Below are 22,274 nucleotides of genomic sequence, written 5' to 3'. Positions count from 1 at the left end.
CCCGGGGCCCCGGCTCCGCGGCCGCCCCGAGGGGTGCGACGGCGGACCGATGGCTCTCGGGCGCGCGGCGTGGGGACTACTTGGCCGCTCCGACCAGCTTGGAATCCGGGGAAACCGCGAACCACGTGCCACCAACGCCCTGACCATTGGTATCTCCCGGCTTTGTGTCGCCGGCGAAGGTGTAGATCGGCCAGCAGTCGATGCTCTGCTGCTTGATTCCGTCGGGCCGGTCGAAGGTCACGAAGCCCTTCTTGATGATCCCTTCCGTGTCATTCTTCTCGACGGGAGCGACCACCGGCCACTTTTCCAGACAGGCCCCCGTGCAAGCCGACTTCATCGGCCAGGCGGAGTCCTTCGTGAACCGATAGACCGTCATTCCCTTCGAATCCACCACAATGTCACCGAGTTTGGGGTCCTTGCGTACCGAGAGCCCGGGAAGATCGACGGGGGTGGCGTCCGCGTCGGACCCGGAGCCGGCCACCGCGGCCTTCTTGCCGTCGGGCGCCGAGGCGAACCAGGTACCGCCCACGCCCTGGCCGTTGGCGTCGCCGGGGCTGGTGTCCTTGGCGTACCGGTACATCGGCCAGCCCGCGACGGTGAGCTGCTTGGTGCCATCGGCGCGGGTGATCTCGCCGAGCAGTGCGGCGTCGGTGCCCGCCGCGGCCTTGGCGTCACCCGCGGCCACCACCGGCCAGGCCGTCGCGCAGGCGCCCTCGCAGTTCGACTTGGGCGGGCTCGCCGTGTCCTTGTCGAAGCGGTAGAGCGTGAACCCCTCGCTGTCGGTGAGCACCTTGCCGAGCTTCTTGCTGTCCCACACGGCGAGTTGACCGGCCGGCTTGGCCGCCGCGGCGCCCGCCGTACCCGTATCGGATCCGTAGCCGCTGTCCGAGCCGTATCCGGCGTCGGCCGGTTTGGCGGCGCCGACGGACTGGCCGTTGGTGTTGGTCCCTTGGTCCTGACCGCACGCCGTCGTCAGGGCCAGTACGGCCACCGCGGTCACCGCGAGCGAGGCGTTCCGCCAGGTGTACATGTCAACTCCCGTTGTCTGTAGGCCAGTTGAGGCGCCTGGTTGCGCTGCTCATGGTCCTAAGTACGCACCGGGGGCGGCCTCGCGTTCAACGCGGCCCGGAAAAACTTCCACGGCGCAAGCCCTGGGCGTCACATCCCCCTCTTCGGGGGAATTCGAGCGACTTCCCGCGTGCCGCGGCCGGATGGGGAACAAGCTCCTGCCCGTGTATGGATCACTCGTCGGGCGGCTGCTCTCGGCCGCCGCACTCATAGCCCTGTCGGCAGTCCCGCTGCCCGCTCTGGCCGGCAGCTGTGCCTACGCGTCCCTCGGACCGGGTGGTCCCGGTGGCCCGGGAGGAGCCGTCGCCGTCGCCGGGAGCGGCGACTGCCGGCCGACTCCCACTCCGACCCCTCCTCCGCCGTCCGAGCCACCGCCGAAGCCGACCAAGCCGCCGAAACCACCCAAACCGTCCAAGCCACCGAAACCGCCGAAACCACCCAAGCCCACGCCGCCACCGGCTCCCACACCCCCGGCACCGCCGCCGCCCCCTTCACCGCCGCCCCGGCCGTCACCGCCCGCGCCGCCACCGGCTCCCAGCGCCGTACCGCCGCCACCCTCACCGGTCGTCCGGGCGCCCCTCCGGCAGCCCCGGCCCGCACCGCCGCCGCCCGCGCCCGCGCCGAAGCCACCGGCCCCGAGCCCCACGCGGCCTTCGCCCACCCCGTCAGCGGCTCCCACGCCGTCCGCGGTGGCGCTGCCCGCCTATCGGAAGGCGACCCGTGATCAGCCCGGGGGCGGCCCCTCCCCCGTTCTGCTGATGCTCCTGATCACGGCCCCGGCCGTGCTCGCCGTAGCCGTCCTGCGTCCCCGCTCCCGCTGATCCACGGAGATCTCATGTCGGAATGGCTCGTTCTGAGCATCGCGATGGCCGCCGCCTGCGCGGTCGTCCTGACCATCGTCGTCATCAACAACCGCCGCGTCCGCGAGGACGACGACACCTCCGAGACCCCCGACGTCATGGACTACATGACGATGATGATCGGCGTGATCTACGCGATCGTGCTGGGGCTCGCGATCGCCGGCGTCTGGGAGGGCCGCGGCGCGGCGCAGGAGACGGTACGCCAGGAGGCCCAGGCGCTGCACGAGATCCAGCAGCGGGTCCAGGTCTACCCGGCGGAGGTACGCGACCGGATCCGCGCCGATGTCGACGCCTATGTCACCTACGTCGTCCGCAGCGAGTGGCCGCACATGTCCGAGCACGAAGCCCTCAGCCCGGAGGGCACCCAGCTCTTCGACCGGATCCGCACGGATGTCACCCAGTACGCGCCCAGAACCGATCTGGAGGGACAGGCCTACCAGCCGCTGGTCGACCAGGTGGCGGCCGCCGATGACGCCCGGGGCGCGCGGGGGCAGAACGCGGGCGCCACCATGCCGGGAGTCGTCTGGTTCGGTCTCATCACCGGCGCCGTGGTCACGGTCGGGCTGATCTTCGTCCTGCAGATCCGCCGTACCTTCCGTGAGCTGCTGCTGGCAGGACTGTTCAGCGTGCTGATCTCGTTCCTGCTCTTCCTCATCTGGGACTTCGACGCTCCCTACGGCCGCGGGATCAGCGCGACGGCGGCGCCCTTCCTCGATCTGTTTCCGGGGATCGGGTCCTGAGCGAGGAGTGGTTCCGAGTGGAGTACGGGTGTCCGCCGCCCGGGGGACACCCGTGCCCCATTCGCCCGTCAGCGATCGCGGCTGTGATAACGCGCTCCTAGCGTTTCCGGCATCGAGGTGCATTCCCTGCCTTATGTGGAAACGGTTCCGCAGCTGCTCCTCGGGGACCCGGAGGATTCATCATGCGCGCGATACGTGCCGCGTCCGCCGCTCTGCTGGCAGTGTCCGCACTCGTACTGACCGCACCCACCGCGACGGCCGCCGTGGACGGCGGAAACGCGCCGTTCGGATTCACCGTCACGCCGTCCACGGTCGCGGCGGGGGGCAGGGTGACTCTCTCCGTCACCAACTGCGGTTCCACCGCGACCGCCTCCTCCGGGGTCTTCGACACGGTCAACATCCCCTCTGGCCGGTCGGCCACCGCCACGGTCGACTGGGACGCCAAGGCCGGCGCCACGTATCAGGTGACCTTCACCTGCAACGGCCAGTCGGGGACGACCAGTCTCCGGATCTCGGCCGCCACACGGAACCCGACACCGGCCGCGACGGTCACCCGCACACCGGGTGCCACGGTCGTACCGGGGGGCGTGCGCGGAGGTCTCGGCGGCAGCGTGGGCGGGATCAACACCACCGAACTTGTCGCCGGTGCTGGGCTGGTGGTCGCGGCGGCCACCGGAACGATCTACGTCGTACGCCGGCGCGCGGCGAGCCGTCAGCACTGATCACCGGCGGCCGGTCGCCGGCCGCCCGTACACCGGACGCCCCCGGGCGTCCTCCTCACATGAAAAGGCCCCCGCCCCGAGTCCTCGGTCAGGACTCGGGGCGACGGGCGTTCGGGGCCCCGCGGACCCCCCGGTGGAGGCTGCCGGGAGAAGGGCACCCGGTCAGATCCCCGCACCGGCCGGCCGGCGACGGCGTGCGAGGAACAGCGAACCGCCGACGGCCGCCGTGGCGACGAGCCCGCCGCCGACCGCCATCTCCGTGGAACTGGGACCGATGGAACCGCCGAGCCCGCCCAGCGCGCCCCGCCCCTCAAGCACCCGGAACTGGTGGGTCGCGACCCTGTCGTTGTCACTGCACCTGACGGCCAGGTTGTAGTTGCCCGGCGTGGCGTCGTCATTGATCCGGGCCCTGGCCGTGGAGTGCCCCGACGCGTTCACGGACAGTTCGACCCGGCGGAAGGCGTTCGACGTGACGGTGCCTCCGTGGCCGCAGCCCCGGGCGCTGATCTCGATCGTGCTGCCCTGGTGGACCTCGAACGGATTGATGGTGACATTGGTCGGACCGTTGGTCGCGACGGCCAGCGGAGCGGAGAGCGCCACGGCCGCGCAGGCGGTGGCGGTCACCGCCAGAGCGCGTGAAGCACGCATCGTTGAACCTCCAGCGGAAGGCGCCCCAAAGCGGTGCTCCGGGAAATTCGACGAGTACGCCCTCCATGACGAACCCTCACCGTGCTCTCGGAACACCGCATTTCGGCACTGGTCCACCCCGGTGAGCCGACACGCCGCCAGGAGCACGCCCGTCTGATGGATCCGCAGGTCACAGACCGTCAGAGATTTTATGTGCCGGCTCCTCGGATGGGTCAGCCCCGTCGGCCCCGCCACCCGTTCGCCTTTCAGTGATCGCCACCGCGGGGCGACGCACTTACCGTGCCTGCAGGCGTCCACGAAGGGAGAACTATGGGCATGAACCACAACGCCCGCGAGTCGAGGAAGCGCTCGCCCTGGGGCGTTCTGGCTCTCGTCATGCTCACCGGCGTCGCGATGATGCGCAACGGGGTGGACGTACCGCTGGGACCACCGCAGCCCGCGGCGGCGGCCGCGCTGGACACCGTGCCCGATCCGGCGGCGGCCGCGGCCACCACCGACGCCTCCTCCGTACCGATCGTGAAGCCGCTGCCGTACGCGCCGATGTCCCGGGTGCGGATCCCGGCGCTCAGGGTCGACGCGCCGATCGTGGATGTGGGCCTCGACCCGGACGGCTGGATCGCCGCTCCGCCGCCCCGGGACCCGAATCTGGCGGGCTGGTACCAGAACGGTGTCGCCCCCGGCCAGCGTGGCACCGCGGTGGTCGTCGGCCATGTCGACAACAGGTCGGGGCCCGCCGTCTTCTTCGGTCTCGGCTCACTGGAGAAGGGTGAGCACGTCGAGGTGGAGCGCTTCGACGGCAGGACGGCGGTGTTCGAGATCTACGGGGTGGAGGTCTACTCGAAGAACGAGTTCCCGGCGGCCCGGGTCTACGGCGACTCCGGCCATGCCGAGCTCCGGGTGATCACCTGCGGCGGTGGCTACTCGAAGAGGAACGGATACGACGGCAATGTCGTCGTCTTCGCCCGGCTGGTCAGGACCCGCTGACCAGCCGGGGGCGGCCGGGGGAGGGTCTCATCGGTGAGGCACGGCGATGCGGTACCCGTCGTCCAGCAACTGGGGCAGATAGCGGCGCAGCGCCGCCACACTCTGCGAGCGCTCGCCGCCCGCGTCATGGTTGAGGACGACGACCCCCGGCCCGGCACCGTCCAGCACTCTGCGGACGATGGTGTCGGTGCCGGGGGTCTCCCAGTCGAGTGTGTCGACGGTCCAGGCAAGCGGCTCCATGCCCATCTCGGACCCGATCTCGAAGGCGTACCGGTTCCAGGCGCCGTAGGGCGCGCGGTACCAGAGGGGCGGGGTGCCGAGGATGTCCTCGACGACCTCGCTCGTGCGTCCCATCTCCCCGCGGATCTGCGACGGTCTGAGCGCGGTCATCAGGGGATGCGACCAGGTGTGGTTGCAGATGATGTGGCCGTCGTCATCGGCCTCCCGCAGCAGGTCACGGTTGGCGTCGGCCATCTCGCCGCAGACGAAGAACATCGCGCGTACGTCGTATTTACGCAGTGTGCGCAGGATGTCAGGGGTGTAGTCGGGGTGGGGCCCGTCGTCAAAGGTGAGGACCATCGTGCGGCCGAGTTCGGGCATGTCCAGGATGGGTGCCTTGCGTACCGGCGGCGTGGGTCTGCGGTAGCCGGACTGCGCGCCCTCCGTCATCGGCTGGAGCCGGTAGGTGGAGGGTTTGAGAGGGGCGCCCGGCCCGCTCACCGGCTGTCCTCCCCCGGACGGGGGTGGTGGGGTGGGGCTGCCCGGTGTCTGGGCCTGCCCCGCGGTCAGCAGCCTGGTGGTGAGTGCGGCGCCGAGGCAGGCGGCGATCCGCAGGACCGCACGGCGCCCCGGAATCATCTGATCCTTTTTCATGACCAATGGCTCGCACGGTGGATGCTCCGTGCCGCTCAGCAACACCGGTTATCCGGGGGAAAGTACCCGATGGGGTGAGCCATGAAGGGAACGAGGCGCCGGTACGCCGGCGCGACGAGCAGTGTCTCACGAATGGCCGGAGGTCCCGGAGCGACGAGGGGCCGGACGGTGCGGTCAGCGCGCCGGGGAGACCGCCGCCGGTCTGTTCGGCGGAAGCGGATACTCTGCGTGCCGTGACTCAGCAGCCCACTCAATTCGAACGTGGTACCGACGGCCCGAAGGTGATCGTCGTCGGCGTGGACGGTTCGCAGTCCTCGTTCCGCGCCGCCGCGTACGCCGGCGGCCTCGCCCGGCGGCAGAACGCCCTGCTCGCCATTGTCTACGTGCAGCCCGTCATGCCGGCCGGCGCCGCCCTCGGCGCCCCGGTCGCGGAGACGACCGGGGAGATCGCCGAGGGTCTGGTGGAGGAGATCCGGGTGGCCATAGAGCGGGTCAGGGACGTCTGGGACGTCCGCTGGGAGTTCCACACCTTCCACGGGGATCCGTACAGCGGACTGGTCACGGCGGCCGACGAGCTGAAGGCGGATGCCGTGGTGGTGGGCGCCTCGGAGTCGGCGGGGCACCGGATCATCGGTTCGGTGGCGGTACGGCTGGTCAAGGCCGGCCGCTGGCCCGTGACGGTCGTCCCGTAAACCCTGGTCGTCCCGTAAACCCTGGTCGTCCGGTAGCCCCTGGCCGTACGGCGGCGCCCCTGCCGCCACGTCCCCCTCCGACGCCCGCCCGGCGCCCTCTTCCCGCGGCCCTCTCAGCGGGCCGCGGTGAGGCCGTGCGCCGCCGCGCCGCGGCTCAGGACCGCCTCGCTGATCTCCGACTGGATCTCGCGGTAGTCGTCCCGCTCGGAATCGCGCCGTACGGCCTCCGGCAGATTCACCACGCGTCCGGTGTCGAGGTCCCACATCTGCGGGATGAACTCGGCCTTCTTCACCGGCCAGCGCTCCCCCGGCGCGGCGGGCGGCGCGAAGGTGAACCGGCCGATCGAGCCGTGGTTGCCGCGCCCGTCCAGTTCGCCGTCGTCGTTGGTCATCGTCCCGGCGATCTGGTCGCCCATCCCATAGATGATCCAGGTGCCGTTCACCTTCTCGTACGGCTGCGGGACATGCGCGTGGGTGCCGAGGATCAGATCGATGTCGGGGCGGCCACCCGTGCGCGACGCGGTGAGCTTCTTGCCCAGGCTCAGCTGCTCCTCGTCGGGGTCCATCTGCCATTCGGTGCCCCAGTGCAGGCTGATCACGACGACATCGGCGCCCGCCTTACGCGCGGCGCGGGCATCCGCGATGATCTTCCGCTCGTCGATGAGGCGGACGGCCCAGGGCTGTCCGTCGGGAAGCGAATAGTCGTTGGTGCCGAAGGTGTACGCCAGTTGGGCCACCTTGGCACCGCCCGCCGTCAGCAGGGCGGGGCGCGCGGCCTCGGCCGCCGAGCGTGCCGTACCGGCGTGCCTGACGCCCGCCTTGTCGAAGGCGTCAAGGGTCCGGCGCACCCCGTCGGCTCCGTCGTCCAGGCTGTGGTTCGAGGCGGTGGAGCAGGAGTCGTAGCCGGTGGCCCGCAGCCCGGCGGGGATCTCCGGCGGGGACACGAAGGCCGGATAGCCGCTGTACGAGCCGTCCTCCTCACCGAACACGGTCTCCATGTGGCAGATCGCCACATCGGCGCCTGAGACCACCGGCTTCACACTGTCGAGCATCGGCCCGAAGTCATAGCCCTCGCCGTCGGCGTCGGCGTTCGCCCGGTCGATGACGGAGTCGTGCGGCAGCACGTCACCCGAGGCGACGAGCGTGAATCCGCGCTGCTGCGGCGCGGCGCCGCCCGCGGCGGAGGGTGCCGCGGAGCCCGGCCGCGGCGGGCCGTGCGGGATGGGGTCGGCGGGCCGATCGGGAGCGGCGCAGGCCGCCGCGGTTCCGATGAGCAGCGCCGCAGCGGCCACCGCTCCCTGTCGCATGCGCTTCGTCATCGGGCAGGCTCCAATTCCGGGGGATACCGTCCCAATGAATCCATATATTCATATAATTGTATGTCAAGTGACCAAGCCGACAGTGCTCATGAAAGGGCCCAAACGCCACCGCACGACCGTTCACCGCACCACTCGCCGCAGTGAGCGACCGCTCGTCGCAGACCTCTGTGCGCTGTCTGTCCCTCGGCGCCCGCATGCGTTCGGATACGCCAGGCGGCAACGGAGCCGCGTACGACGGCGACCCCGGCGGGAAGGGCGTTCACGATGACCACAGCCATGGCCGAGGAGAGGACCGACGAGCGGGCGCTGACGGAGCTTCAGCGCGAACACGGACCGGCCCTGCTGAACTTTCTGCTCGGCCTGACCTACGGCGACCGGCAGCGCGCCGAGGATCTGCTCCAGGAGACACTGGTCCGCGCCTGGCAGCATCCCGAGGCGTTCGACGGCCCCTTCGACTCCATGCGGCCCTGGCTGTTCACCGTCGGCCGCCGGCTGGCGATCGACGCCCGCAGATCACGGCTGGCGCGGCCCACAGAGGTCAGCGACGGGATTCTCGCGGCCACGCCCGACCCCGAGGACCGCACCGAATCCACGGTCGCGGTGCTCGATGTACGCAAGGCGGTGCGGACGCTGAGCCACGAGCACCGCGCGGTGCTGACCCAGATCTACTTCCGCGGGCTGAGCGTGAACGAGGCGGCGCGGGTGCTCGGGATTCCGCCCGGTACGGTCAAGTCCCGCTCGTACTACGCGCTGCGGGCGCTGGCCCGTTCACTTCCCGGCTACAGCGCGCCCGGCACGTCCGGCTACCGCAGGTCCTCCTCGTCCAGGAGCGCCAGCAACGACGGCGCGTCGGCCACCTCCAGATAGGCCGCGCCGCACGGGCCGCACTCCACCAGATGGTCCGCGACGCGCCGGTCCTCCTCGGGCGCGAGCGCTTCGAGTACATACGCGCCCAGGAGCGACCGCACATGCGGGCCGGAATCGTCCGCTCCATCGTCGGACGCGTCACCGTCGGCCACACCCGTCACAATCCTCTCCTGTCCGCCGACCGATCCTGCCTTTCTGGCCACGCGGGGCGGCCACCGCCGGTTCAATGCTCCGTGAAGCAGGCTTCGGGGGAAGAAAGGAAGGCGGAAAAGCAATGCGTCCGGAATGTACCGAAGGGGCGGGTGGTGGCGGCCTCCTGGTGCCCATGGCTTGGATGTACGCGGAGTACATCGCCGACGAGCTGTTGCGCACCGGCGATCTGATGCCGCCGACAACGCTCGAATACCGGGCGGGGCGGGGCGCGCTGGCCCTGACGATCTTCCTCTCCGACAGCTCGGTGGGCGGCCCGCGCGTGGTGGCCAGGATGGAGGAGTGGCGCTCCCTCACGGCGTACGGGACCTGCTGGCGGGAATGGGTCTGCGGGCGGCTCGACCGGCTGGAGGCGGTCGCGTTCGAGTCCGGCCCGGAGACCCGGGATCCGGATCTGGAGCTGGCGGGCGCGGCGTGGCGGTGGCTGGAGGAGACGGAGCTGCTGGCGCCGGATCTCGATGCCGTGGGCCCGGCGTGCGGCGATCCGTTCCCCGCCGGCGAGGAAGAGGGGCCACAGGTCTGGACCCCGGCCTGGCAGCTCGGGCTGCCGCTGGGCCATCTGGCGATCCATCTGTTCTGACCAGAGGCTGTTCCGGCCAGACGCTGTTCCGGCCAGACGCTGTTCCGGCCAGACGCTGTTCCGGCCAGACGCTGTTCCGGCCAGAGGCCGCGCTGACCTGAGGCTGTTTCCGACCCGCGACGCACGCGGGCGGGGCGCTCAGGTGCCGTGCACGCCCGCGCGGTACTTGGGAATCCGTACCGTGATCTTCGTACCCGCACCCACGCCCGTCTCGATGACCAGGCCGTACTCGTCCCCGTAGACCTGGCGCAGCCGTTCGTCCACATTGAGCAGTCCGATCCCGGTGGACGCGCCGCCCTCGCCGCGCAGGATCCGGCGCAACCGGTCCGGCTCCATACCGACCCCGTCGTCCTCGATCACCACCTCCGCCTCGGAGCCCGCGTCGAGCGCGCTGATGGTGATCCGGCTCGTGGTGACCGCCCCTTCGAGGCCGTGCTTGACGGCGTTCTCGACCAGCGGCTGAAGGCAGAGGAACGGCATCGCCACCGGCAGGACCTCCGGAGCGACCTGGAGTGTGACCGAAAGCCGCTCGCCGAAGCGGGCCCGTACGAGCGCCAGATACTGGTCGATGGAGTGCAGTTCATCGGCGAGGGTGGTGAAGTCGCCGTGACTGCGGAACGAGTAGCGGGTGAAGTCGGCGAATTCCAGCAGGAGTTCTCTGGCCCGCCCGGGGTCCGTACGGACGAACGAGGCGATGGCGGCGAGGGAGTTGAAGATGAAGTGCGGGGAGATCTGGGCGCGCAGCGCCTTGATCTCGGCCTCGATCAGCCGGGTGCGGGAGCGGTCGAGCTCGGCCAGTTCCAGCTGTACGGAGACCCAGCGGGCCACCTCGCCGGCCGCCCTGGCGAGAACCGCCGACTCGCGCGGCGCGTAGGCGACCAGGGTGCCGAGGACCCGGTGGTCGACGGTCAGCGGCACGGCCACGCCCCAGCGCAGCGGACAGTCGAGATCGCCGCAGCCGTTCGCGAAGGCGGTGCCGCGTCCGCTCGCGAGCAGCCCCTCGACATGAGCCATCACCTGCTTGTCGTGGTGTTCGCCCGACCCGTCCCAGGCGAGGACCCGCTCCCGGTCGGTGAGGCAGAGCGCGTCGGTGCCGAGCAGGGAGCGCAGCCGGCGGGCCGCCTTGCGGGCGCTCTCCTCGGTGAGCCCCGCCCGGAGCGGGGGCGCGGCGAGCGAGGCGGTGTGCAGGGTCTCGAAGGTGGCGCGCTCCACGGGCGTGCCGACATCGCTGGTCCGCTCGGGGCGCGCGGTGCGCCGGCCCAGTACGAAGCCGCCCGCGAGGAGCAGCGGACCGAGCACGATCAGGACGGCGAGTGCGGCTCCGCTCATCCGGCGCCTCCGGATGTGGTGATGTCGCCGGCTCCGCCGCCCGTCGGGCCGGCGCTTCCGCTCGCACTCGCGTGGCGGCTGCCGGGCATCAGAGCCTCCGGCAGATGGAAGCGTGTCATCGCCGCGTTGGTGCCCGGGGGTATCCGGCCGCGTGTGGCCAGGGACACCAGGATCATCGCGAGGAAGCCGACGGGCACCGACCAGACGGCGGGCCAGGCGAGCAGCGCGTGCGGCCAGCCCGACCGTACGGCCCCGCTGACCGTGATCACCGTGGCGGCGAACGCCAGACCGCCGCCGAGCAGCAGTCCCGCGATCGCGCCGGGCGGGGTGAGCCGCCGCCACCAGATGCCGAGCACCAGCAACGGACAGAACGACGACGCGGAGACCGCGAACGCCATCCCCACCGAGTCGGCCACGGGCATCCCGCTGACCAGCAGTGACCCGCCGAGCGGTACGGCCATGGCGAGCGGGGTGGCCAGCCGGAAGTGGCGTACGCCGCGCGAGGGAAGGACATCCTGGGTGAGGACCCCCGCGACGGCCATGGTCAGCCCCGAGGCGGTGGAGAGGAACGCGGCGAAGGCGCCGCCCGCGACCAGCGCGCCGAGCAGATCCCCGCCGAGCCCGCCGATCGCCCGCTCCGGCAGCAGCAGTACGGCGGCGTCGGCGTCCGTACCGTAGGGGAGTTCGGGGACGTACAGCCTGCCCAGCGCGCCGTAGACGGGCGGCAGCAGATAGAACGCGCCGACCAGCATCAGGACGATCACGGTGGTCCGGCGGGCGGCCCGGCCGTTGGGACTGGTGTAGAAGCGGACGACGACATGGGGCAGTCCCATCGTGCCGAGGAAGGTCGCCACGATCAGGCCGTAGGTCGCGTACAGCGGATGGTCCGCGCGGCCGGCGACGGCCGCCGTCAGATCGAGGTCGGCACGCGGCCGTCCGTCGCCCTGCCAGGCCAGCAGCAGGAAGAGCGCGGGCACGAGCAGCGCGGTGAGCTTGAGCCAGTACTGAAACGCCTGGACGAAGGTGATGCTGCGCATCCCGCCCGCCGCGACCGCCACCACCACGACCACGGCGACCAGCACCCCGCCGAACCAGTCGGGCGCGCCGGTGAGGATCTTCAACGTCAGCCCCGCGCCCTGGAGTTGGGGTACGAGATAGAGCCAGCCCGCACCGACCACGAACACACTCACCAGCCGTCGCACCGCACGCGATTCGAGCCGGCCCTCGGCGAAGTCCGGGAGGGTGTACGCGCCGGAGCGGCGCAGCGGGGCGGCGACGAAGAGCAGCAGGACGAGATAGCCGGCGGTATAGCCGACCGGGTACCAGAGCATGTCGGGGCCGTGCAGCAGCACCAGGCCCGCGACGCCCAGGAAGGAGGCGGCGGAGAGGTATTCGCCGCTGATCGCGGCGGCGTTGAGCGCGGGCCGTACCGTACGGGAGGCGACATAGAAGTCGGAGGTGGTACGGGATATCCGCAGCCCGAAGCCGCCGACGAGAACGGTCGCGAGCACGACGACGGTGACGGCGGTCACCGTATAACTCTGGCTCACGGAACGGGCCGGCCCTTCACGAGCCGGGCGAAGTCACGCTCGTTGCGCTCCGCGCGCCGTACGTACCACCAGGCGAGCAGGGTGAGCAGCGGATACGCGGCGAAGCCGAGCACCACCCAGACCGCCGTCGCGTCACGCAGGGTGGCGAAGGCGAGCGGCAGCGTGCCCGCGACCAGCGCGAGGAGCGCGAACGCGGTGAGTCCGGCCCGTAGTTGACCGCGCATCAGGGAGCGGACGTAGGCGTCGCCGAGCGCGGTCTGCTCCTCGATCTCGGCCTGGGCGCGGTAGCGCGGCAGGGGACGTACGCGTCGGGGCTCACCGGTGACCACCTCGCGCCGGGGCGCGGGCTGCCGGGACGCGGACTCCCCCGTCATGTCCGCCCCCCTTTCTCCCTGACTCGCCGCCCTCCCGCCCCCAGGCTCGTGCTCGGGCCCGGCGGAGTGCTCGGGCCCGGAGTGTACGCAGCCCGGTGATCCCGGGGGAAGCCCCTGGTCAGCGCCCACCCTGCCGCATCAGCAGATCCCGCAGCGCGCGGGCGTGACGCCGGCTGACCGCCAGCTCGGCGTCGCCGACGCGGACACTCATCGCGCCCGCGTCGAGCCGTAGCTCATCGATCCGGGCCAGGGCGACGAGATGGCGGCGGTGGATCCGTACGAAGCCGCGGGCCCGCCAGCGCTCCTCCAGCGTGGTGAGCGGGATACGGACCAGATGGCTGCCGGTGTCGGTGTGCAGCCGCGCGTAGTCGCCCTGGGCCTCGGCATAGGCGATGTCGTCGACGGCGACGAAGCGCGTGACTCCGCCGAGTTCGACGGCTATCTGATCGGCGGCGGGGGCGGAGACCGGCCCCCGCTCCCCCACCAGTTCGGCGACCCGGCGTACCGCCTCGGCCAGCCGCTCCCTGCGGACCGGCTTCAGGACATAGTCGACTGCCTTCAGATCGAAGGCCTGGACGGCGAAGTCCTCATGGGCGGTGACGAAGACGATCAGCGGTGGCTCGGCGAAGCCGGCCAGCAGCCGGGCGACATCGAGGCCGGTCAGCCCGGCCATATGGATATCGAGGAAGACCACATCGATGGCGGCGGGGTCGTCGGGGCCGGCGTCGAGCGCCGCGCCGATCCGCCGTAGCGCCTCCGTCGCGCTGGTGGCGCCCTCCGCGCCCCGGATCCGCGGGTCGGCCCTGAGCAGGTACAGCAGTTCCTCAAGGGCCGGTTCTTCGTCGTCCACAGCCAGTACACGCAGCATGACGCCGGAGTGTAGGCGGTGGCCCGGCCACAAGGCCGCCCTCGGCTTGCGAGGCCGCGCGGATAGGTGGGGCGGCGTCTGAGTCATTCCGTGTTCCGCTGCGTAACAGACAGCATGCGGACCTTGGACCTCCATCGTGATGCCGGCGCCTACGCGCTGGGCGTGCTCGACGCCGCGGACGCCTTCCGGTTCGAGGACCATCTGACGGACTGTCCGCGCTGCTCGGAACTGCTGGCCGAATTCGGCGGTGTGAGGGAGCAGCTGGACGCGTACGCGCGGCGTACCCCCGCCGAAATGGCGCCGTTCACCGCCGCGAGTCCGCAGCTGCTGGCCGGGCTGCTCGGCCGTACCGCCGCGGGGCGGCGCCGGGACCGCGGACGGCGGCTCGCGCTGGTGGCCGCGGCGGCGGTGCTCGCGGTGGGCGGTCCGCTCGCCGTCCTCGCCATGTCTCCCCCGGCGGACCGGGGCGCGCCGGTGACCCGGTGGAGCGCGTCGGACCGGTCGTCGGGGACGGCGGCGGTGGTGACGGCGGCGGAGAAGGCGTGGGGGGCGGACATCGGTCTGGAACTGGTCCGCTCCGGTGACTTCGGCTCCTGCGCCCTGATCGCGGTGGGCCGGGACGGGTCGCGGGAGACCGTGACGTCCTGGGCGGCGCACGCGGGCGGCTCCACGCCCCTGGTCACCCGGGGCGGTGCGGCGCTGCGGCCCGGCGAGATCGACCACTTCGAGGTCCGGGCCTCGGACGGCCGCCGGGTGATGACGATCGGCGGACGCTGACGACCGGCTGGCCGGCCGGTGAGCGCGCGGCACGCTCCGGAGCCCGGATCGGAGACCGCTCGGGAAGCCGCTCGGGAAGCCGCTCATTTGAGGAGCCGTGACAGTCTGCGGTCGGCGAGCGGCTTGCCTCCCGTCTGGCAGGTCGGGCAGTACTGGAGCGAGGAGTCGCTGAAGGAGACCTGGCGGATGGTGTCGCCGCAGACAGGACAGGATTCACCGGTACGGCCGTGCACCCGCAGCCCGCTCTTCTTCTCCGCCTTGAGCCGTCCCGCCGCCACCCCGCGCGAGCGTTCGACGGCCTCGCGCAGCGTGTCGCGCAGCGCCTCGTAGAGGGTGGTGATCTCGTCCTCGGAGAGGTTCTTCACCGGCTTGAACGGCGACATCCTCGCCGCGTGCAGAATCTCGTCGCTGTAGGCGTTGCCGATGCCCGCGATCAGGCGCTGGTCACGCAGCGCGCCCTTGATCTGCCGGTGTTCACCCGCGAGAAGCCGGGCGAACGCGGCGCGGTCGAAGGAGTCGTCGAGCGGATCGGGGCCGAGCCGCGCGATCCCGGGGACGTCCGCGGGATCGCGTACGAGATGCACGGCGAGGCGCTTGGTGGTGCCCGCCTCGGTCAGATCGAACCCGTCTCCCTCGCTGAGGACGGTGCGCAGCGCGAGCGGCCCCTTGCCCGGCCGAGGGGGCGTCGCCGGGAACGAGTCCTTCCAACGGAGCCAACCCGCGCGGGCGAGATGGAGGGCGAGATGCAGTTCGCCGTCCCCGGCGTCACGCGCGACGATGTCGAGATACTTGCCGTGGCGGGCGATGGCGGTGACCGTGGCGCCCTCCAGTGCGGAGAGAGGCGGATCGTATGTTTTGAGCACATTGATGGTCAGTGGCAGAACACGGACGATCTCCTTGCCCACCAGCTGGCCGTCGAGGAACTCTCGCAGCGCTTCGACTTCGGGTACTTCCGGCATGGATCCAGGGTGCCGCAGTGGCCGTGCGAACGCCCGGCGGACCGATCGGGCGATCCACGAGCGCCGCGGCGACGAATCCGTTCGCCGGATCGTTCATGGAAGAGCCCCGCCAAAGGTGCCCCGGACAGCCCCCGGGCTCCCGCCGTCGGAAGGAAGGCCCATGGCCATACGCGATCGCCGAGGCGCGGTCCAGCCCGCGCTCGTTCTCGACAGAACCGCCGCGCGGCCCCGCGCCGTCGTCCTGCTGCTGCACGGCGGGCGCGAGGAGGGCGTGGAGCCGCCCGCCCGGCTGAGTCTGCCGGGCGCCCGGATGTGGCCGTTCACCCGTGCGGTGCTACGGGCCACCGACGGATACGACGTGGTGGTGGGCCGGGTGCGCTATCGCTGCCGGGGCTGGAACGGCAGCCGGGCCGACGCGGCGCGTGACACCCGCCGGGCGCTCGATGAGCTGGAGCCCCTGGTCGGCCCCGTACCCGTCGTTCTCGTGGGGCACTCGATGGGCGGCCGTGCCGCTCTGGCCGCCGCCGGACATGACCTGGTCAGCGGGGTGGTGGGGCTCGCGCCCTGGTGCCCGCCCGGCGAGCCGGTGGAGCAGCTGACGAGCTGCCGGACCGTGCTGCTGCACGGCGACCGTGACCGGGTGACGGATCCCCGCGGCAGCGTCGAGCTGGCCGCCCGCGCCCGTGCGGCGGGCGCCGAGGCCTGTGCCGTACTGCTGCCCGGCGGTGACCACGCGATGCTGCGCCGCGCGCGCACCTGGCACACGCTGGCCACCCACTCGGTCACCGCCCTGCTGGGCATGGAGCCCTTCCCCGGCCCGGTGCGCCATGTCTTCCCGGAGCCGGCCGAGGACGGCACGGATCCGGTTCAGAGCGCGTAGACGCGCCGCGCGGTGCCCCGGAAGACCGCGTCGCGCTCGTCCTCGCTCAGTCCGTCGGTCACGGTGCGGGCCGCGTCGAGGACATCCCCGTACGTGGCGGCCAGCAGGCACACCGGCCAGTCGGAGCCAAACATCAGCCGTTCGGGTCCGAAGGCGTCGAGGACGGTATCGGCGTACGGGCGCAGCCCCTGGGCCGTCCAGGAGTCCCAGGCGGCCTCGGTGACCATCCCGGAGAGCTTGCAGACGGTGTTCGGCCGCGCGGCCAGCTCCCTGACCAGACCCGCCCAGGGCTCTGTCGCGCCCCCGGCGATCGGTGGCTTGCCGAGATGGTCGAGGACGAAGGTGAGGCCGGGCACCAGTTCGGCGGCCTTCACGGCGGCGGGCAGCTGATGCTCAAGGATCACCAGGTCGTACACGAGTCCGGCGGCGGCGACGGCGGCCAGACCGCGGCGTACGTCCGGGCGCAGCAGCCATTCCGGGTCCGGCTCCCCCTGCACCTGATGGCGTATCCCGACCAGCCGGTCGCCGCCGGGCAGCTCGCGCAGCGCGGCGAGGGTGTCCGCGACCCCGGGCGCGGTGAGATCGGTCCAGCCGACGACGCCCGCGACAAGGTCGCTGCCGCCGGCGGCGGCGAGGAATTCGGGTGTCTCCTCGGGGATCCCGATGGTCTGGACGAGCACGGTCGCGGACACCCCGGCGGCCCGGGTCTCGGCGGCCAGATCCGTGAGGGTGAAGTTCCGGCGGATGGGGGCCATGGCGGGTCCGGTGATCCAGTCCTGGTCACGTACGGACAGATCCCAGATGTGGTGGTGGGCGTCGATCACGCCCGGCGGTGTCATGACAGCTCCCAGACGACGGGCAGTCCCGCGTCGGCTCCGGCCTCGGAGTAGTCGTGCACGACATCGAGCAGGCCGGCCATCCGGGCCTGCCAGGCGACATTGACCGGAAGCCGGTCGAGCTCGGCGAGCAGACGGGGATAGTCCTCGCACTCCAGCAGATGGAAGAGATCGGTACCGCTGCGCCAGATCGTCCAGGAGGTGGCGCCCGCGGCGCGGATCGCGGCGGTGAGTTCGGCGGGCACCTCGCGGTGCGCCGCCTCGTACTCCGCGACCCGGTCGGCACGGACCCTGGTGTGCAGGGCGACCCTCATGACAGCACTCCGTCCTCGCTCAGCGGACCCTCGCTCAGCGGTCGTTCGGTCAGCGGTCGTTCGGTCAGCAGTCCTTCCGCGCGCAGTTCGGCCCACAGGTCGTCGGGGACGGTACGGACGGCCAGTTCGGCCGCGTCGCGTACCTCCGCCGCCGAACGGGTACCGACCAGCACACTGGCGACAGCGGGATGACGCAGGGGGTAGTGCAGGGCCGCGGCGCGCAGCGGCACTCCGTACCGCCGGGTGACAGCGTCCATCCGCAGTGCCCGGTCGAGCAGTTCGGGCGGGGCCGCGCTGTAGTCGTACGTCGCGCCGGGGCGCGGGTCGGCGAGCAGCCCGGAGTTGAAGACCCCGCCGACGACCACGCTCCTGCCACGCGCGACGGCCTCGGGCAGCAACTCGGTGAGCGCCGACTGGTCGAGCAGGGTGAAGCGGCCGGCGCACAGCACGACATCGGCGTCGGTGTCACGGAGGAAGCGGGTGAGCATCGCCGTCTGGTTCATCCCGGCGCCGATCGCCCCGACGACCCCTTCGGCGCGCAGCCGCTCCAGCGCCGGATACGCCTGCCTGAAGGCTTCCTCCGCGTGGTCGTCGGGGTCGTGCAGATAGACGATGTCGATACGGTCCGTCCCGAGCCGCCGGAGACTGTCCTCGATGGAACGGCGTACCCCGTCCCCGCTGAAGTCCCAGACACGGCGGTGCGTGGCGGGTACGGCGAAGCCGTGGGCGAGATCGTCGCCGACGGGTCCGCCGCCGGATACGGGGGCGAGCAGCCGGCCCACCTTGGTGGAGAGGGTGTACGCGCCGCGCGGCCGGTCGCGCAGCGCCTCGCCGAGCCGTCGCTCGGAGAGCCCCAGGCCGTAGTGCGGCGCGGTGTCGAAGTAGCGGATGCCCGCGTCCCAGGCGGCGTCCACCGCCGCGGCGGCCTGCTCGGGCCCGACGGGGGTGTAGAGATTGCCGATCCCGGCCGCCCCGAAGGAGAGTCCGGTCACCCCGACCGTTCCGTGTCCGAGCGTGGTGTGCCGCATACCGCTGCCGCCTCCCGATGTCGCCGCCGCCGACCGCCCCCGGCCGAGGGTGGTCACCATGCCGATCACGATGAATATTCATCGGATGACTGGATGCGTCAACACCCATGAAGGAGCTATCTGCGAGGAGTTCGCACTCAGCTGTCCGATCTATCGGGTTTCCGGGGGCTCTTCATGGCCAGAGCCTGTCCGACGGAGCCGCCGGTGCGGACGCGGCCGCTCGGCCCGGTGACCCGGAGCAGTTCCCGCAGTTCGTCCGTCATCCCGCGCGCCAGCCGGTCGAGGTCCGGCACGGCCTTGCCGTCGGCGACCAGTCCCACGTGCACGCGCCCGCCGTAGGTGGACAGCGCCACCGCGAGGGACTGTCCCCGGGCGAGCGGCGCCATCGGATACAACTCGCGCAGCGGGCAGCCGCCGAGCGAGAGCGTCGAGCGCGGCAGCGGGACGCTCGTCACCAGGATGTCGAAGAGCATCCTGGCCGCGCTGCCGGCGAGGGGCGCCCCGAGCCGGTGGGCGAGCGGCGGCAGTTGGTCCGCGAGGACGGCGACCGCGCCCGCGCCGCGCGAGGGGCCGTCGGACTTGTTGCGGTCCATGCCCCGGCGTACGGCGGCGAGTCTGGCCCGGGGGTCGGCCTCGGCGACCGGCAGACCGAGAAGATAGGCGGAGAGCCTGTTGCCGGAGCCGGGCGGGCTGCCCGGTCTGCGCCGGGAGACCGGCACGAGCGCGCGCGGCGCGGCGACGGGCAGCGGCTCGCCCCGTTCGAGCATCCAGCGCCGCAGCGCTCCGGTCACGGTCGCGAGGAGGACATCGTTGGCGGTGCCGCCGGCGGCCCTGCGGATCCGCTGGACGTCCTCCAGATCGAGCAGGGCGGTGGCCAGCCGCCGTGTCCCGCTGGATCCGGCGGTGAGCGCGGGCATACCGCGCGGGTCGAGCCGGCTCGCCCGTACGACCGAGGCGCCGATACCGACCGCTCGGCCCAGCTCCTCGATCCGGCCCCTGGCCAGCCCGGCCACCTGCCAGGGCCCGGGCAGCCAGGACCGGGGCGGCACCGGGCGTGCCCGGCGGCCACCGGCCGCCCGCGCGTCGGCGATCTGGTCGAAGATGCCGGCGCCGATGGCGACGGCGCGGATGCCGTCGGCCAGCGCGTGGTGCAGCTTCACCAGGACGGCGAAGGGCCGGCCGCCGCTCACCGCTTCCCCGGTCCCGCCGCCACCGCCGTCCTCCGCTGTCAGGACGTACATCTCCCAGGGCGGGATGCCGCGTTCGAGTGGCCGCTCCATCAGCTCTCCGGCCAGCCGCGCCGCCTCCGTCGCGAACTCCCCTTCGGGCAGCGGCAGCCGGCGCACATGCCGGCGTACGTCGAACTCCTTGTGCACCGCCCACGCCGCGCCGCCGACCGGCAGCCAGACGTCCCGTACCCGCATCCTGAGCCGGGGGATCGCGGCGGCGCGCGCGGCGAGCAGTTCCGGCACGCCCGCTCCACCGGCCGTGCCGGGTGCCGCGGTGAAGATCGCGAGCGCGCCGAGGTGCATGGGATGGTCCGCGGATTCGAGATGCCAGAAGGCCAGATCGAGAGGTGCCAGCAGCTCGGTGGTCAAGGGAACCCCAGGTCCTAGAGGCGAGGTACGGCGACGGGCACAGCCAATCGCCTTTGTTCGGTTACGGTCAAGTACGATCAAGTCACCTACAGTTAACGACGAAAATCGCTCAACGTGACGGTCGGTCCGGCACGATGAACTCGCACCACACGCACTTGCCACAGCCACGCGACTCCACGCCCCACTCGTCCGCCAGCCCTTCCACGAGCTGGAGTCCGCGCCCCGAGAGCCCTGAATACCCGGCGTCCCTGCGGTGCGGCAGGGCGCTCGAACCGTCCTCGACCTCGACCCGCATCCGTCGCTCCGCCCCGGACAGCACCCGTACGGTCACGACGGCCCCGCCGTCGGTGTGCATCAGCGCGTTGGTGATCAGCTCGTCGGCGGCCAGTTCGATCTCGTCGGAGCGCCCCCTGGCCCCCCAGGCGGCCACCGCCGCGCGGATCATGTGCCGGGCGGTGCTCAGCCCCTCCGGATCGCCCTGCTCGACCCGCTGCTGGAGCCTGCCGCCGGAGCGCGGGGCGCGCGCGCCGCCGCGGCGCAGCAGCAGCACGGCGACATCGTCCTCGCCGCCCCGCGCGTCCACCACCTCACAGAGCCGGTCGGCCAGCAGCTGGAGATCGCGCGGACCGTCCCGTACCAGCGCGGCCAGCAGTTGCAGCCCGTCGTCCAGATCGGCGCCCGGCTGCTCCACCAGTCCGTCGGTGTAGAGCAACAGGGTCTGGCCGGGGTCCAGTTCGATCGTCTCCACCGGATAGTCGAGCCGTCCGAAGGCCGCGGAGAGCCCGAGCGGCATCCCGCCGGGCACCGGCAGTCTGCGGCAGCTGCCGTCGGTGTCCCTGATCAGCGGATCGACATGGCCGGCCCGGACCAGCTGGACCACTCCGGTGGCGAGGTCGGCCTCCGCGTAGGTGCAGGTCGCGAAGCGGTCCGTGTCCAGTTCATGGAGGAAGACCGAGGCCCGCGCCATCACGGTGGCCGGTGCGTGTCCCTCGGCCGCGTACGCGCGCAGCACGATGCGCAGTTGTCCCATCACGGCGGCCGCGTGGGTGTCATGGCCCTGTACGTCGCCGATGACCGCCCCGACCCGGCCGCCGGGCAGCGGGATCACGTCGTACCAGTCGCCGCCGATGTCCCGGCCGAGCCGGGCCGAGCGGTAGCGGACCGCGATCTCGGCGCCCGGCACGGCGGGGATCCGGCGGGGGAGCATCGCCTGCTGGAGCCCTTCGGCCAGATCGTGATCCTGTTCGAAGAGGACGGCGCGCTGGAGGCTCTGGGCGATGCTGCTGCCGAGCGCGACCAGCAGATTGCGGTCCTCGGCGGTGAAGGCGCTCTTCTCCCGGTAGAGCAGTCCGAGAGCGCCGATGGGCCGCGCCTGGGCGATCAGCGGCAGATAGGCGGCGGCGTTGATGCCCAGCCCGCTGATGTGCGGCCACAGCACGGGGTAGCGCTCGGCGAACTCCTCGGCGGACTCGATGAAGCGCGGGACGAGCGTCCGTACCACCTCGCTCATCGGGTACTGCTCGTCGGTGCGCGTGACCCGCGTCCCCGGCACGTAGGAGCCCTCGGGGCCCTCGGCGACCAGATGGATGCGCCCCGCCTCCATCAGCCCCATGATCAGACTGCTGGCCCCGAGGTGTGCCAGGCCGTGGGAGTCCTTCAGTACGTCGATGACGTCCTGGACGGTCCTGGCGTGGGCGAGCGCGGCGGCCGTGCCCTCGACGACACTGGTCCGCACCCGGCGCACCGCGCTCAGTTCGAGGCGCGCGGCCGAGTCCGCGAGTTCCTGGGTGGCGTCGCGGACGATGCCGATGACGCGGTAGGGCCGGCCCGCCGGATCACGGCGGATGGCGCCCTGGGTGTGGGTCCAGCGCGGGTTTCCGTCCCGCCGCCGGATCCGGAGGTACGCGCCGTAGGTGAGGTGGCCGTCCCGCAGTGCCCGGTCCACCACCTCCTTCAGCCGGTCGCTCTCGCTCGGCGACACCCGCGCCTCCAGGCTGCTCAGCCGGCCGTCGTACTCGTCGGGGCGCAGGTCGAAGACCGCGAGTGCGGGGCCGTCGAGATGCAGGAGTCCGCTGTCGATATGCCAGTCGAAGGTGCCCATCCGATTGAGGGACAGACTGATGCGCGGATGGGCGGGCCAGTCGTCGGGGAGCGACAGGGGACCCGCTTCCCGTTCAACCATGGAGACACTCTGTCAT

23 protein-coding genes are annotated in these 22,274 nt (G+C 71.7%); 8 read left to right on the top strand and 15 right to left on the bottom strand.

Annotation, left to right across the window (positions count from 1 at the left end; all coding sequences use genetic code 11):
• Window positions 1-76 precede the first annotated feature (76 nt).
• Complete coding sequence (locus ACFRMN_RS14280; RefSeq protein WP_383018398.1) at window positions 77-1,030, bottom strand: SCO0930 family lipoprotein; 954 nt, start codon at window positions 1,028-1,030, stop codon at window positions 77-79.
• 873 nt (window positions 1,031-1,903) lie between these two features.
• On the opposite strand from ACFRMN_RS14280, the gene ACFRMN_RS14275 reads away from it, so the two are divergent.
• The gene (locus ACFRMN_RS14275) at window positions 1,904-2,668 is read left to right on the top strand and encodes a hypothetical protein (RefSeq protein WP_383018395.1); all 765 of its coding nucleotides are present in this window, start codon (window positions 1,904-1,906) and stop codon (window positions 2,666-2,668) included.
• A 182-nt stretch (window positions 2,669-2,850) separates the two neighbouring features.
• The gene (locus tag ACFRMN_RS14270; RefSeq protein ID WP_383018392.1) at window positions 2,851-3,390 is read left to right on the top strand and encodes a hypothetical protein; all 540 of its coding nucleotides are present in this window, start codon (window positions 2,851-2,853) and stop codon (window positions 3,388-3,390) included.
• A 162-nt stretch (window positions 3,391-3,552) separates the two neighbouring features.
• Here ACFRMN_RS14270 and ACFRMN_RS14265 read toward each other — a convergent pair whose 3' ends face one another.
• Window positions 3,553-4,038: a hypothetical protein gene (locus tag ACFRMN_RS14265; protein ID WP_383018389.1), complete on the bottom strand. Its 486-nt coding sequence runs from the start codon at window positions 4,036-4,038 to the stop codon at window positions 3,553-3,555.
• A 309-nt stretch (window positions 4,039-4,347) separates the two neighbouring features.
• On the opposite strand from ACFRMN_RS14265, the gene ACFRMN_RS14260 reads away from it, so the two are divergent.
• Window positions 4,348-5,022: a class F sortase gene (locus tag ACFRMN_RS14260; protein WP_383018386.1), complete on the top strand. Its 675-nt coding sequence runs from the start codon at window positions 4,348-4,350 to the stop codon at window positions 5,020-5,022.
• 27 nt (window positions 5,023-5,049) lie between these two features.
• Here the strand turns inward: ACFRMN_RS14260 and ACFRMN_RS14255 are convergent, their stop codons facing one another.
• Window positions 5,050-5,895, bottom strand: coding sequence for a polysaccharide deacetylase family protein (locus ACFRMN_RS14255; protein WP_383018384.1), 846 nt, complete (start codon window positions 5,893-5,895; stop codon window positions 5,050-5,052).
• 233 nt (window positions 5,896-6,128) lie between these two features.
• On the opposite strand from ACFRMN_RS14255, the gene ACFRMN_RS14250 reads away from it, so the two are divergent.
• Window positions 6,129-6,587 (top strand): universal stress protein, encoded by a 459-nt coding sequence (locus ACFRMN_RS14250; protein ID WP_030349349.1) that lies wholly within the window; start codon window positions 6,129-6,131, stop codon window positions 6,585-6,587.
• A gap of 113 nt (window positions 6,588-6,700) precedes the next feature.
• Here the strand turns inward: ACFRMN_RS14250 and ACFRMN_RS14245 are convergent, their stop codons facing one another.
• Window positions 6,701-7,906: a CapA family protein gene (locus ACFRMN_RS14245; RefSeq protein WP_383018380.1), complete on the bottom strand. Its 1,206-nt coding sequence runs from the start codon at window positions 7,904-7,906 to the stop codon at window positions 6,701-6,703.
• A gap of 276 nt (window positions 7,907-8,182) precedes the next feature.
• On the opposite strand from ACFRMN_RS14245, the gene ACFRMN_RS14240 reads away from it, so the two are divergent.
• Window positions 8,183-8,773 (top strand): sigma-70 family RNA polymerase sigma factor, encoded by a 591-nt coding sequence (locus ACFRMN_RS14240; RefSeq protein ID WP_383018497.1) that lies wholly within the window; start codon window positions 8,183-8,185, stop codon window positions 8,771-8,773.
• Here the strand turns inward: ACFRMN_RS14240 and ACFRMN_RS14235 are convergent.
• The gene (locus ACFRMN_RS14235; RefSeq protein ID WP_383018377.1) at window positions 8,710-8,934 is read right to left on the bottom strand and encodes a zf-HC2 domain-containing protein; all 225 of its coding nucleotides are present in this window, start codon (window positions 8,932-8,934) and stop codon (window positions 8,710-8,712) included. The two genes, ACFRMN_RS14240 and ACFRMN_RS14235, sit on opposite strands and share 64 nt — an antisense overlap.
• Window positions 8,935-9,047: 113 nt before the next feature.
• Between ACFRMN_RS14235 and ACFRMN_RS14230 the strand changes: the two genes are divergently transcribed.
• Entirely contained in the window at window positions 9,048-9,563 is a 516-nt protein-coding gene (locus ACFRMN_RS14230) for a hypothetical protein (RefSeq protein ID WP_383018373.1), read from the top strand.
• Window positions 9,564-9,701: 138 nt separating this feature from the next.
• Here the strand turns inward: ACFRMN_RS14230 and ACFRMN_RS14225 are convergent, their stop codons facing one another.
• The 4 genes from ACFRMN_RS14225 to ACFRMN_RS14210 form a co-directional block, all read right to left on the bottom strand.
• Window positions 9,702-10,892, bottom strand: coding sequence for a sensor histidine kinase (locus ACFRMN_RS14225; RefSeq protein ID WP_383018370.1), 1,191 nt, complete (start codon window positions 10,890-10,892; stop codon window positions 9,702-9,704).
• Entirely contained in the window at window positions 10,889-12,442 is a 1,554-nt protein-coding gene (locus ACFRMN_RS14220; protein WP_383018367.1) for a cation acetate symporter, read from the bottom strand. The genes ACFRMN_RS14225 and ACFRMN_RS14220 overlap by 4 nt, the downstream gene beginning before the upstream one ends.
• Entirely contained in the window at window positions 12,439-12,816 is a 378-nt protein-coding gene (locus ACFRMN_RS14215) for a hypothetical protein (protein WP_383018365.1), read from the bottom strand. Before ACFRMN_RS14215 ends, ACFRMN_RS14220 begins: the two co-directional genes overlap by 4 nt.
• Window positions 12,817-12,934: 118 nt before the next feature.
• Complete coding sequence (locus ACFRMN_RS14210; protein WP_383018362.1) at window positions 12,935-13,684, bottom strand: LytR/AlgR family response regulator transcription factor; 750 nt, start codon at window positions 13,682-13,684, stop codon at window positions 12,935-12,937.
• 114 nt (window positions 13,685-13,798) lie between these two features.
• Here ACFRMN_RS14210 and ACFRMN_RS14205 point away from each other — a divergent pair, with 114 nt between their 5' ends.
• The gene (locus ACFRMN_RS14205) at window positions 13,799-14,461 is read left to right on the top strand and encodes a zf-HC2 domain-containing protein (protein ID WP_383018360.1); all 663 of its coding nucleotides are present in this window, start codon (window positions 13,799-13,801) and stop codon (window positions 14,459-14,461) included.
• Between the two features lie 83 nt (window positions 14,462-14,544).
• Here ACFRMN_RS14205 and ACFRMN_RS14200 read toward each other — a convergent pair whose 3' ends face one another.
• The gene (locus tag ACFRMN_RS14200; protein WP_383018357.1) at window positions 14,545-15,420 is read right to left on the bottom strand and encodes an Fpg/Nei family DNA glycosylase; all 876 of its coding nucleotides are present in this window, start codon (window positions 15,418-15,420) and stop codon (window positions 14,545-14,547) included.
• Window positions 15,421-15,580: 160 nt separating this feature from the next.
• On the opposite strand from ACFRMN_RS14200, the gene ACFRMN_RS14195 reads away from it, so the two are divergent.
• On the top strand, window positions 15,581-16,300 hold the full coding sequence (locus ACFRMN_RS14195; RefSeq protein ID WP_383018354.1) for an alpha/beta fold hydrolase: 720 nt from the start codon (window positions 15,581-15,583) through the stop codon (window positions 16,298-16,300).
• Here ACFRMN_RS14195 and ACFRMN_RS14190 read toward each other — a convergent pair.
• The 5 genes from ACFRMN_RS14190 to ACFRMN_RS14170 form a co-directional block, all read right to left on the bottom strand.
• Window positions 16,288-17,139: an amidohydrolase family protein gene (locus ACFRMN_RS14190; protein ID WP_383018351.1), complete on the bottom strand. Its 852-nt coding sequence runs from the start codon at window positions 17,137-17,139 to the stop codon at window positions 16,288-16,290. The genes ACFRMN_RS14195 and ACFRMN_RS14190 overlap by 13 nt on opposite strands.
• Entirely contained in the window at window positions 17,136-17,450 is a 315-nt protein-coding gene (locus tag ACFRMN_RS14185; RefSeq protein WP_383018348.1) for an L-rhamnose mutarotase, read from the bottom strand. The genes ACFRMN_RS14190 and ACFRMN_RS14185 overlap by 4 nt, the downstream gene beginning before the upstream one ends.
• A complete protein-coding gene (locus tag ACFRMN_RS14180; RefSeq protein WP_383018494.1) occupies window positions 17,447-18,478 on the bottom strand; it encodes an aldo/keto reductase in 1,032 nt (343 codons plus the stop codon). Before ACFRMN_RS14180 ends, ACFRMN_RS14185 begins: the two co-directional genes overlap by 4 nt.
• 137 nt (window positions 18,479-18,615) lie before the next feature.
• Window positions 18,616-20,076 carry a wax ester/triacylglycerol synthase family O-acyltransferase gene (locus ACFRMN_RS14175; RefSeq protein ID WP_383018345.1) on the bottom strand — a complete coding sequence of 487 codons (1,461 nt, stop codon included), beginning with the start codon at window positions 20,074-20,076 and terminating at the stop codon, window positions 18,616-18,618.
• A 109-nt stretch (window positions 20,077-20,185) separates the two neighbouring features.
• On the bottom strand, window positions 20,186-22,258 hold the full coding sequence (locus ACFRMN_RS14170; RefSeq protein ID WP_383018342.1) for a SpoIIE family protein phosphatase: 2,073 nt from the start codon (window positions 22,256-22,258) through the stop codon (window positions 20,186-20,188).
• Window positions 22,259-22,274 lie beyond the last annotated feature (16 nt).

It is taken from the genome of Streptomyces sp. NPDC056835 (assembly GCF_042789485.1).
In the GTDB taxonomy this organism is placed as follows: domain Bacteria; phylum Actinomycetota; class Actinomycetes; order Streptomycetales; family Streptomycetaceae; genus Streptomyces.
The sequence above is the reverse complement of the archived record's forward strand: the minus strand, read 5'-3'. Positions and strand labels throughout refer to the sequence as shown.

Excerpts from the sequence above, each read along its gene's own strand:
- ACFRMN_RS14280 (WP_383018398.1), bottom strand. The coding sequence starts at position 1,030 with ATGTACACCTGGCGGAACGCCTCGCTCGCGGTGACCGCGGTGGCCGTA.
- ACFRMN_RS14275 (WP_383018395.1), top strand. The coding sequence starts at position 1,904 with ATGTCGGAATGGCTCGTTCTGAGCATCGCGATGGCCGCCGCCTGCGCG.
- ACFRMN_RS14270 (WP_383018392.1), top strand. The coding sequence starts at position 2,851 with ATGCGCGCGATACGTGCCGCGTCCGCCGCTCTGCTGGCAGTGTCCGCA.
- ACFRMN_RS14265 (WP_383018389.1), bottom strand. The coding sequence starts at position 4,038 with ATGCGTGCTTCACGCGCTCTGGCGGTGACCGCCACCGCCTGCGCGGCC.
- ACFRMN_RS14260 (WP_383018386.1), top strand. The coding sequence starts at position 4,348 with ATGGGCATGAACCACAACGCCCGCGAGTCGAGGAAGCGCTCGCCCTGG.
- ACFRMN_RS14255 (WP_383018384.1), bottom strand. The coding sequence starts at position 5,895 with ATGAAAAAGGATCAGATGATTCCGGGGCGCCGTGCGGTCCTGCGGATC.
- ACFRMN_RS14245 (WP_383018380.1), bottom strand. The coding sequence starts at position 7,906 with ATGACGAAGCGCATGCGACAGGGAGCGGTGGCCGCTGCGGCGCTGCTC.
- ACFRMN_RS14240 (WP_383018497.1), top strand. The coding sequence starts at position 8,183 with ATGGCCGAGGAGAGGACCGACGAGCGGGCGCTGACGGAGCTTCAGCGC.
- ACFRMN_RS14230 (WP_383018373.1), top strand. The coding sequence starts at position 9,048 with ATGCGTCCGGAATGTACCGAAGGGGCGGGTGGTGGCGGCCTCCTGGTG.
- ACFRMN_RS14225 (WP_383018370.1), bottom strand. The coding sequence starts at position 10,892 with ATGAGCGGAGCCGCACTCGCCGTCCTGATCGTGCTCGGTCCGCTGCTC.
- ACFRMN_RS14215 (WP_383018365.1), bottom strand. The coding sequence starts at position 12,816 with ATGACGGGGGAGTCCGCGTCCCGGCAGCCCGCGCCCCGGCGCGAGGTG.
- ACFRMN_RS14210 (WP_383018362.1), bottom strand. The coding sequence starts at position 13,684 with ATGCTGCGTGTACTGGCTGTGGACGACGAAGAACCGGCCCTTGAGGAA.
- ACFRMN_RS14205 (WP_383018360.1), top strand. The coding sequence starts at position 13,799 with ATGCGGACCTTGGACCTCCATCGTGATGCCGGCGCCTACGCGCTGGGC.
- ACFRMN_RS14200 (WP_383018357.1), bottom strand. The coding sequence starts at position 15,420 with ATGCCGGAAGTACCCGAAGTCGAAGCGCTGCGAGAGTTCCTCGACGGC.
- ACFRMN_RS14195 (WP_383018354.1), top strand. The coding sequence starts at position 15,581 with ATGGCCATACGCGATCGCCGAGGCGCGGTCCAGCCCGCGCTCGTTCTC.
- ACFRMN_RS14190 (WP_383018351.1), bottom strand. The coding sequence starts at position 17,139 with ATGACACCGCCGGGCGTGATCGACGCCCACCACCACATCTGGGATCTG.
- ACFRMN_RS14185 (WP_383018348.1), bottom strand. The coding sequence starts at position 17,450 with ATGAGGGTCGCCCTGCACACCAGGGTCCGTGCCGACCGGGTCGCGGAG.
- ACFRMN_RS14180 (WP_383018494.1), bottom strand. The coding sequence starts at position 18,478 with ATGCGGCACACCACGCTCGGACACGGAACGGTCGGGGTGACCGGACTC.
- ACFRMN_RS14170 (WP_383018342.1), bottom strand. The coding sequence starts at position 22,258 with ATGGTTGAACGGGAAGCGGGTCCCCTGTCGCTCCCCGACGACTGGCCC.